At 25.9% G+C, this 9130-nt stretch carries 8 protein-coding genes; all 8 read left to right on the top strand.

Annotation, left to right across the window (positions count from 1 at the left end):
* The first annotated feature begins 121 nt into the window (after positions 1-121).
* The 8 genes from HALO113_RS17860 (at position 122) to gwsS (ending at position 8890) form a co-directional block, all read left to right on the top strand.
* A complete protein-coding gene (locus tag HALO113_RS17860; RefSeq protein WP_159780495.1) occupies positions 122-358 on the top strand; it encodes a hypothetical protein in 237 nt (78 codons plus the stop codon).
* Between the two features lie 176 nt (positions 359-534).
* Positions 535-1509: a hypothetical protein gene (locus HALO113_RS17855; RefSeq protein WP_159780494.1), complete on the top strand. Its 975-nt coding sequence runs from the start codon at positions 535-537 to the stop codon at positions 1507-1509.
* A complete protein-coding gene (gene gwsG, locus HALO113_RS17850) occupies positions 1499-2458 on the top strand; it encodes a grasp-with-spasm system ATP-grasp peptide maturase (protein ID WP_159780493.1) in 960 nt (319 codons plus the stop codon). The genes HALO113_RS17855 and gwsG overlap by 11 nt, the downstream gene beginning before the upstream one ends.
* 290 nt (positions 2459-2748) lie before the next feature.
* Positions 2749-3654: a hypothetical protein gene (locus HALO113_RS17845; RefSeq protein WP_159780492.1), complete on the top strand. Its 906-nt coding sequence runs from the start codon at positions 2749-2751 to the stop codon at positions 3652-3654.
* Between the two features lie 932 nt (positions 3655-4586).
* Positions 4587-4847 carry a TIGR04149 family rSAM-modified RiPP gene (locus HALO113_RS17840; RefSeq protein WP_159780491.1) on the top strand — a complete coding sequence of 87 codons (261 nt, stop codon included), beginning with the start codon at positions 4587-4589 and terminating at the stop codon, positions 4845-4847.
* Positions 4848-4955: 108 nt separating this feature from the next.
* Positions 4956-6692: a hypothetical protein gene (locus tag HALO113_RS17835; protein ID WP_159780490.1), complete on the top strand. Its 1737-nt coding sequence runs from the start codon at positions 4956-4958 to the stop codon at positions 6690-6692.
* Between the two features lie 6 nt (positions 6693-6698).
* Positions 6699-7625 carry a hypothetical protein gene (locus tag HALO113_RS17830; protein WP_159780489.1) on the top strand — a complete coding sequence of 309 codons (927 nt, stop codon included), beginning with the start codon at positions 6699-6701 and terminating at the stop codon, positions 7623-7625.
* Between the two features lie 164 nt (positions 7626-7789).
* A complete protein-coding gene (gene gwsS / locus HALO113_RS17825) occupies positions 7790-8890 on the top strand; it encodes a grasp-with-spasm system SPASM domain peptide maturase (RefSeq protein WP_159780488.1) in 1101 nt (366 codons plus the stop codon).
* The last annotated feature ends 240 nt before the right edge of the window (positions 8891-9130 follow it).

The following is a 9130-nucleotide window of genomic DNA, read 5'->3' as shown; positions in this document are numbered from 1 at the left end:
AGAAAGAGTTGGCTTTTTCTTGTTTTAAAGTTTTCCAACTAAAAAAAACAGCCATACTTTTCTAAATGTTTTTGACGAACACAAAGTATGACTGTAATTAATTTAATTAAATAACAAATTTATGAAAAAATTAAATTCAAAGCTTTTTGAAAGCTTACAATTAAGTGAGACCGAAATGCAAATTTGTATTGGAGGAAATTATACTTCAAGAGGCACAGACACAGCATTAAGTTCAACTCAGTATGATGTAGTATTTCAAACTACTGATGAAAAAGGAGGTAATGGCGTTTGGGATAATCAAAATACAGGAGCAGGAACAAAAGATCAACCTGTACCAACTACATTAACGCAAGAGTAACCATTTTAAACAATATAAAGTGTTCCAAAAGAAAATATAATTTACATCGGAAGGAGGTCATAAGCCAAACAAATAATTATTCACAGAAAAATTAAAATTCATCCTCATTAACAATAGATTATTTTATTTTTACTGGAGCACTTTATTTTTTTACTAATAGTTAATATTTTTTAATTATGGATTCATTATCTAAAATTCTTTTCGTTTCTTTATTTAGTTTATTTTATAATGCTATACATTCTCAAGAAAATTTTACAGCATATTATACACTTTTAAACCAATCTAAAAAAACGACAGATAGCGATTCTTCCTTCTATTATCTAGAAAAAGCCATTACAACCACTTCTACTCCTTTTGCTGAAGATGTAATGAGTTTAAGCATGCAATTGTTTAATCGAAAGGAAATTTCTAAAGCAAAAAAAGCATTCTTAAAAGCGGTATCTCTAGGGTATGAAATTGATAATGATACTTTGGTTAACTTCATTCCTTATAAAATTGATTACTCTTCTTTTTCTTTTACTTCTAAAGTTAAAGAATACATACTACAGCATTATGAGAAAGAAATTAAAAAATTCAGAACTGACTTTTTAAAAAACACATATACAGAGGATAATAAAATTTTTGAATCGTTTCTTCATAATGAACATTATTTTCAGGATTTGCGTTTTTTGTTTTATGATAATAAAGTAAATGATTCTCTAGCATTCAATGCCATTTCAAAATATGGAGCAACTCCTAGTAGTTATTTTATGTTAGAAATTTTAAAAAAGAATAAATTCCCTGATAGGAGAAAATGCATACGATTTAATGGACATACCATTACAATGCTTTTAAATCATGCGATTGCTGGTTTTTTAAAAAAAGAAGATGCTTTAGAGTTCATTACTTTATTATGGCCATTAGTTGAAACAGGTAAATTAACCCCACGTGAATATGCTATGACTTATGATCATTATTATCAATGGTATGTTACTGAAAATAAAAATTATTTTGGTACTGTATTTATTCTAAATGATGATAATAAATCGGCTATAATGAGTCTTGCAGATCCTATAAATATTGATACTATAAGAAAAAAACATTTTTTAATTGATTTAAAAACGGAGTGTAAAAACTACAATGTTCAATTACCCGAAAATTATGAAAAATGACAAAATCATTTTAATTTGTTCCGATGAAAATGAGCCAAGTACAGATATTGTTTGTTCGTGGTTAAACTATCATAACAAAAAATTCTTAAGAATCTCAGAAAAGAACCTAATTACAATAAAAAAAATAATTATTGAAAACAAAAATGTAGATATCGTTTTTGACATTGATGATTTTGAATATAAACTTTCTGAATTTAAATGCTATTGGTATAGGAGGTCTCAATTGAAATTTCAAAATCCAAACTTTATAAAGATTTTAAATAAAACAGAACAAGCTTTAGATGAAAAAATCAATGTGTTTTTAAATAAAGAATTTCATAAAACAATTGAATTTTTTGAATATGAATTAAATAAACTAGCCATTTTAAATAAATTTGATGATAACTACATAAATAAACTTAAAGTGCTCTCTATAGCTAGAGATTTGGGGATAAAAATAAGTAATACCTATATAGTTAATGATTTTGAATCAATTGATTTTAAAGATTCTTACATAACAAAAGCAATATCTGATTTAGTAATTTTTCATGAGAATAAAAATTACTATTCTATGACACAAAGAGTAAGTTTTGAAGATGGAGAAAACATTAGTAATACTTTGATTCAAAAAGAAGTTAAAAAGAAATTTGAAATTAGAAGTTTCTTTTTTGCAAATACTTTTTATAGTTCAGCTATTTTTTCTCAAGAAAATGAAAAAACGTCTTTGGATTTTAGAAATTATGATTTTGAAAACCCTAACAGAGTAGTTCCATATAAATTACCTATTGGGTTAGAAACTAAATTAAAAGAATTATGCCGCTTGATTGATTTAAAATCTGGAAGTTTAGATTTAGTATATACCACTGAAAATGAATATTTACTTTTTGAAATTAATCCTGTAGGCCAATTTGAACAAGTTTCTTTTCCTTGTAATTATAATCTACATAAAAAAATAGCAGAAATCTTATGATTTACAAAATCAAATTACCCATAATTATAAAGAAAATCCAGTCTGCAGAAATTACAGAAAAGAATTTTCATGAAATCGAAAGCAATAGCTTACAAACAAATAAGCATCTTGCGAGAGAAATATATCCTAGACAATCTTTTTTTCCTGAAAAAAAATAAAGCATGTATCAATTTTTTAAAAATATATTTTTAACAAAAGGATTTAATAGAACCTTGATATATGATTCCTTAAACTCTAAAATTCATTTTTTGCCAAATGATTTATATAATCAATTGTTATTAAATAATTTTATGGTAGACAAAAAAAATAATGAAGTTTTTGAATTTCTTAATAAAAAAGGATTACTTCAAGAAATAAGCGATGATCTTGTAGATTGTTTTATTGATTTAGATGATGAAATACAAATACCTTATGATATTGCAACTTTAGTTTTTGAATTATCTGGTTCATCTTCTAAAAACCTATATAAACTTAAAAATCAAAATATACTGCAATATAATTTTATTTTCGCTGATTATACTTCTTTAAAATCAATTGAATTGTTTGTTGATTTTATAAACGAATGTGAATCTGACACGATTGAATTGACTTTTTTAAACGGATTTGTTTATTCTAAACATCTTTTCGAGTTAATCAAATCAGTTAAAAAGATAATATTACTAAATAATTTTGCTGGAATTAAAATTGATGATCCTTCAATAAATAAAAATAGATATATAAATCCTTGGAACGATATCCATTTTAGACTATCAATAAATTTTATAAATTATTTGGAATCATTAAAGCATCATACCTATTTTAATAAAAAAGTCTTTATAAATAAGGATTGTGAAATAAAAAATTCACAAGAAACAAAAGAAATCTATGGAAATCTAAATAATGATAATCAGTTTGATATAGCTACAGTTTTAAAAAAACCAACGTTTAAAAAGCTTTGGAATATAAAAAAAGAAGATACATTAGTTTGTCAAGATTGTGAATTTAGAAGATTATGTGTAGATAATCGATTACCTGTAAAAATGAAAAATAATTGGGCTCATAAGGAAGAATGTAACTACAATCCATACATAAGCAAATGGTCTCACGAAGATGGATTTAGATCGTTGAAAGAATTAGACATTATAACCGAAAAAGGTTATTTAGAAATGAATAAAGAAGAAATTTCACTAATTACAAATGAATTATGGAAAGGATAACTTATAAAACAAGAAAAGAATAAAGGATAGTTTACTTTGATCAAATAGATTATGCATTAATGTTTTTTAGCTCAGCCTTTAACGCATTTTTAGGGGTTATATTACTAGCTATTCTCACAACTTGTATAGTTATAACTAAGCTATTATGTTATTTATAAATTAAGCATGTTTCTGTAAAATATTTATTAAAAACTGTGACAAAATAATTTAAAAAAAACAAAAATGACACAAACTTGTGTCAAACAATATTGTGTCAAAAACATTTGACACCAAATAAATTGTCACAAAATGAATAAAAAATAAAACATTCAAAAAACTGTAAAACAATTGAGTATAATTTTTTGCTTAACAAACAAAGAGACTTGTTAAAATGTTGCAAAATAAAGTTTTATATTATTGTTGCGGTGTTTAAAAAGTATTCAATTCATGAAATACCAGTCGAAATTCCCGAATATCGAGTTACTTTGTTTGCAATCCCCAAAAAACACCTTTAGTTTTGAAATCAGAAATAAGAAATATTTTTTATTCCTTTATAAAACAATAAATGATGATGGATATAAATTACCTATTTCAAATCATTTTAATTATTACAATTCTTATTATAGTGTATTATCTGGTTAAGATGCTAAGAAAAATAATAGAATTGTTAGATAAATTTGAATGAAATGTAAGAAAAGCTACTGCTAACCCTTTTCTTAAAAAATAGTTGGCCACTATACTGGGATTGATTCAGCTGCTAGTAACCCATTAAAAAGACGAGCAAAACAGGAATGGATAGATTTTCTAAAACAAAACTATCAAACAAGAATAGAGAAAGAGTTGGCTTTTTCTTGTTTTAAAGTTTTCCAACTAAAAAAAACAGCCATACTTTTCTAAATGTTTTTGACGAACACAAAGTATGACTGTAATTAATTTAATTAAATAACAAATTTATGAAACTTGAAAGTTTAAAAGAAACAAAATTTAAAGATGCGGTCTTAAAAAAAGAACAAATGTTTACATTGAAAGGAGGTGACACACCCACTCCAGGAGGATCAGCTTGTAAAACAGATGAATATGGAAGAACATTCACTTTTGATTACGGTTATGATGCAATAAGAGACGGAGGAATTAGAACTTTACACAATAGAACAAATTTTGTAAGAGTTGAAGATACCTGTATTAATGATCCAAACATTGGTGGCAATCGATAATCAAGATAAAACTAAATTTCTTTTTTTTCTAAGCTTGAATATTAGAATATAGTATTCAAGCTTATTACTAAATAGTATATTAAAATAATCTGTTTGAAAAATAATCCTATGAAATTTTACTTCTATTTTATTTTTTTTAGTTCATTCTACCTTGTTCAAGGGCAATCAAAAGTTAATTTAAAAGAGTATAAACAAATACATTTTGATAAAAATAAAGTTTTTGATGCAACCTATCATTTATGGAAATTCAATAATAAGTGGATTCCTAAAGAAAATGACACATTAAAACAACCTTATTTTGTGGACGATAGAAATTATAAAGGGTTGATAAATTATGGGGTTCAATTTAAGAGTAAAGATTTTAGGTTATTTCATTATCTGGAAGGAAGACACATGCATTTTTTAAGAGTTGAAATTGAAAAAGCACTTTTTAATCGAAATGACAGCATCATGCAGATTGAAGGATATGTATCTGGTGGATGGGGTGACTTAGCCAATAAAGTTAAAAAAGAAACAGGTTTAGAAAACCATATAAATGTATTCTTAGGAGAGAGAAAAGACACGATTAAAAACTGTTATTACAGCAGCGTTGTGAATGAGGAATTTATTGAGGTAACATTAAATCATCAACAAGTTGATGAGAATACAATACTCGATACCTTTCCTGCTTTCTACCTTAAAAATTCTTCGCAGTACAAAACCTCGCCTAAAGGAAAACGACATTTTAAAATTAAAGGAAAAATTACAGATAATACGTTACTTGCTTTTGGAGGCTTAAATTGTTACTCAGAAATTTTTGATTTGAGTGCTATGGTATATACTCCAAACAAGAACCGAAGAAAAAAAATAGAACCAAGAGAAATTCCTTCCTACAAAACGCTTATGGTTAATAACAAACTATTGGCTGATAATGATAAAGATAAAGCAACTACAAACGACATATCTTATTATTCTTTTACAGAAAAAGCAGAAGATTTTATTTTAAAAAAACAATATGCCAAAGCAAAAGAGCAATACCTACTATTAGACAAAGAATATCCGATATTGTTTGCAAGAGATATTCATAATGCATTACGATGTGCAACATTATCTAGAGATTATAAAAATGCTTTTTATTGGGGAGAAAAATTAGCAAAAAAAGGAGTAGGTATCAACTATTTTAATAGTTCCGTTTTAGTATCATTAAAAAGAAATCCAAATTGGAAAAATTTTTCTATTGCTTATGATTCCATTCTAAAAAATACTAAACTAAGCTTTAATAACGAGTTAAAAATACAAATTGATAACTTAAAAGAGGAAGATCAAATCGATTATCGTTTAGCAACTAGAAAAGATCATAAAACAAGATATGAAACCACTGTTAGAGTTACCGAAAAATTAGTGAATTTATTAAAAAAAGAAGGATATCCCTCTGAAGAAAAAATAGGAATTGAAACTAAAAACGATACAATATTAAATTATGCTCCAGAATTTAATGTTTTAATCATGCATGCTAGACAGCTTCAGGTTAATACACTTCCGCAACTTGAAAAACAACTGTTTGAATTTGGTAAAAATATCGAATATGATTATACAAGAAATAATTTAAAAACTGAAATATATAATTCTTGCTATCATATTTACAAAGGGAAATTGTACAGTGCAAAAGGTTGTAGTGAAAATGATTTAACAGTAAAAAAAATAAAATATCTGTTTAAAAACCCATATAATTTTACTTTTTATAACAATCAATATGATGTAATTTCTTTTGAAAAGGAAAACGAACTCGAATTGGATCGATATTATGAAGAAAACTACAACTTCATAACCCAACTTACTGACGATTGGTACTTTTACGAAAAATAACTAGCTATGATTTTAATTTATAGTAAAGATGTAGATGATTTTGTCAATCAGGTTATCGATTGTCTAGACGAAGACTTTATAAGATTTAGCGAATCAGATAAAATAAATATTGACGAACTCAATTTTAGCAATCAAAAGGATGTTTATACCATTACAAACAAGTATGTTACAAATAAAAATCTTGAAGAAATAAAAAGTATTTGGTTTAATGGTGGTGCAGTAGGTTCGCGCTATGATTTTTATGAAGACAAATGTTATGAAGTACTTACAGATGCTTACTTAATGCAAAAGAGCACTTACAAGTTAGGCAAAAGAACATCAGAAATAGAGTTTAATAGATTAGATGTAATGCTGGAAGCTAAGAAACAAGGGTTAAAGATTCCGCATACTTTATTAACTAGTAGTAAAGAAAAACTGAGATCCTTTTTTAAATTATTTCAATCTAAAAATGGCATTATATCTAAAAGAATTTTAGATGATTATTTGTATTATGATGAAGATTACACCTATAATTTTAATCTAACATTTTTAATTACAGAAGAGATTTTAAATGAAGTTCCTAATAAATTTAGTATTTCTCTTTTTCAAGAAAGAATAATAGCCGATTTTGAAATTAGAGTCATCTATATTGATGGAATATTTCATGCTGCATGTATTTATTGTTTTGACAACGAAATAGACTATAGAACGAAGCTGAGAAATATGGAAAATTTAAGAATAATTCCATTTGAATTACCTCTTGATATTAAAAACAAATTAGATGCTATTTTCAAAAAGTTTACTATTAATTATGGCTCTGCCGATTTAATGTATTATAATGATGAATTCTATTTTTTAGAGATAAATCCTACAGGACAAGTAAGTTTTATAAATAATGCTTACCACTTTTATATTGAAAAACTTTTAGCTTCAAAAATTAAAAATGAATACTAGAAAACCCATCAATGTTTTTAATGGTCTTAAAATTAAAAATCAAAGTGAGAATCAAAATTTGATTCAAGAAAAACCAAAAAGTAATTTGATTGCGATTAAGGCCTACCAAAATTCTAGGAATATAACTAAGCCATTTGTTAAACCCATTTCGAAAATAATTTAATTTGAAAGACACACACTTTATCCTTTTTACCGACTGTATTCCTGTTAAAGGAGCGAATAGAAGTGTTATTTGTGATACTAAAAACAACACTTATTTCTACATTCCAAATGGGTTATATGATATATTAGAAAAATATAATGGTAACACCATCAAAAATATCAAAGAAGATTTTAATGATGAATATCACGAGATTATTGACGAATATTTTGACTTTCTAATCAAAAACAAGCTTATCTTTTTTAATTCGAATCCACAATTTTTCCCAAAAATAAATTTACAATGGCAACATGCTTCTAAAATCACTAATGCTATCGTTGATTTTGATGTAATTATTCATGATTATAAAGCTGTAATTCAACAATTTGAAATATTAAAATGCTCTTATGTTCAATTTCGATTTTTCAAAATAGTAAACATTGCTTTTCTAAATGAGATTCTTGATTATATCTCTGATATTGAGTCAAGAATAGTTTCAGTCGATTTCATAATTCCATTTAATAAAAATGTTGATAAAGAAAAAATAGAACAATTGGTATTTAAAAATAGTAGGATTCATGCTATAATAATCTATAATGCTCCAACAACAAAAAATTACAATCCAATAAATGAAAACATGGGATATATCTTAGAAGTGGAAAGAAATATACTAAATGAAAAACATTGTGGAATAATTAATACAGAATATTTTTATTCAAATATTAATTTATTGAGTGAATCACTAAGCCATAATTCCTGCTTGAATCGTAAAATTTCAATAGATAAAGAAGGCAATATAAAAAATTGCCCTTCCATGACACAAAGCTTTGGAAATATAAAAGACACCACACTAGAAGAAGCGTTACAACAACCTCTTTTTAAAAAATATTGGAATATTACCAAAGACCAAATTGAAGTGTGTAAAGATTGTGAGTTTAGATATATATGCACAGATTGTAGAGCTTATACAGAACGTACGCATTACAATAAAGATATTGATGTATCTAAACCTTTAAAATGTGGCTATAATCCTTACACTAATGCATGGGAAGATTGGAGTACAAATCCTTTAAAGAAGAAAGCAATCGCCTATTATGAAATGGAAGAATTAATTACTTCAGATTAAAAACAGTTTAAAACCAGCTACTTATTATTTATCAACACTGAATATCAAATTCTTTTTATTTATTCACTCATAAATAGATTAAGTGCTCCTAAAAAATAGTAGACATTGGGTAATGAGGTAAAAGCCAAACAAATAATTATTCGCAGAAAAATTAAAATTCATCCTCATTAACAATAGATTATTTTATTTTTACTGGAGCACTTCTTTTATTTAAATAGGTTTAGAATAAAAAAATCCCCT

Origin of the sequence: Flavobacterium sp. 9AF (assembly GCF_902506265.1) — a bacterium.
Classification (GTDB): Bacteria; Bacteroidota; Bacteroidia; order Flavobacteriales; family Flavobacteriaceae; genus Flavobacterium.
The sequence above is the reverse complement of the archived record's forward strand: the minus strand, read 5'-3'. Positions and strand labels throughout refer to the sequence as shown.

Bases quoted from the DNA above. Each gene is read 5' to 3' on its own strand.
- HALO113_RS17860 (WP_159780495.1), top strand. From the start codon at position 122: ATGAAAAAATTAAATTCAAAGCTTTTTGAAAGCTTACAATTAAGTGAG.
- HALO113_RS17855 (WP_159780494.1), top strand. From the start codon at position 535: ATGGATTCATTATCTAAAATTCTTTTCGTTTCTTTATTTAGTTTATTT.
- gwsG (WP_159780493.1), top strand. From the start codon at position 1,499: ATGAAAAATGACAAAATCATTTTAATTTGTTCCGATGAAAATGAGCCA.
- HALO113_RS17845 (WP_159780492.1), top strand. From the start codon at position 2,749: ATGGTAGACAAAAAAAATAATGAAGTTTTTGAATTTCTTAATAAAAAA.
- HALO113_RS17840 (WP_159780491.1), top strand. From the start codon at position 4,587: ATGAAACTTGAAAGTTTAAAAGAAACAAAATTTAAAGATGCGGTCTTA.
- HALO113_RS17835 (WP_159780490.1), top strand. From the start codon at position 4,956: ATGAAATTTTACTTCTATTTTATTTTTTTTAGTTCATTCTACCTTGTT.
- HALO113_RS17830 (WP_159780489.1), top strand. From the start codon at position 6,699: ATGATTTTAATTTATAGTAAAGATGTAGATGATTTTGTCAATCAGGTT.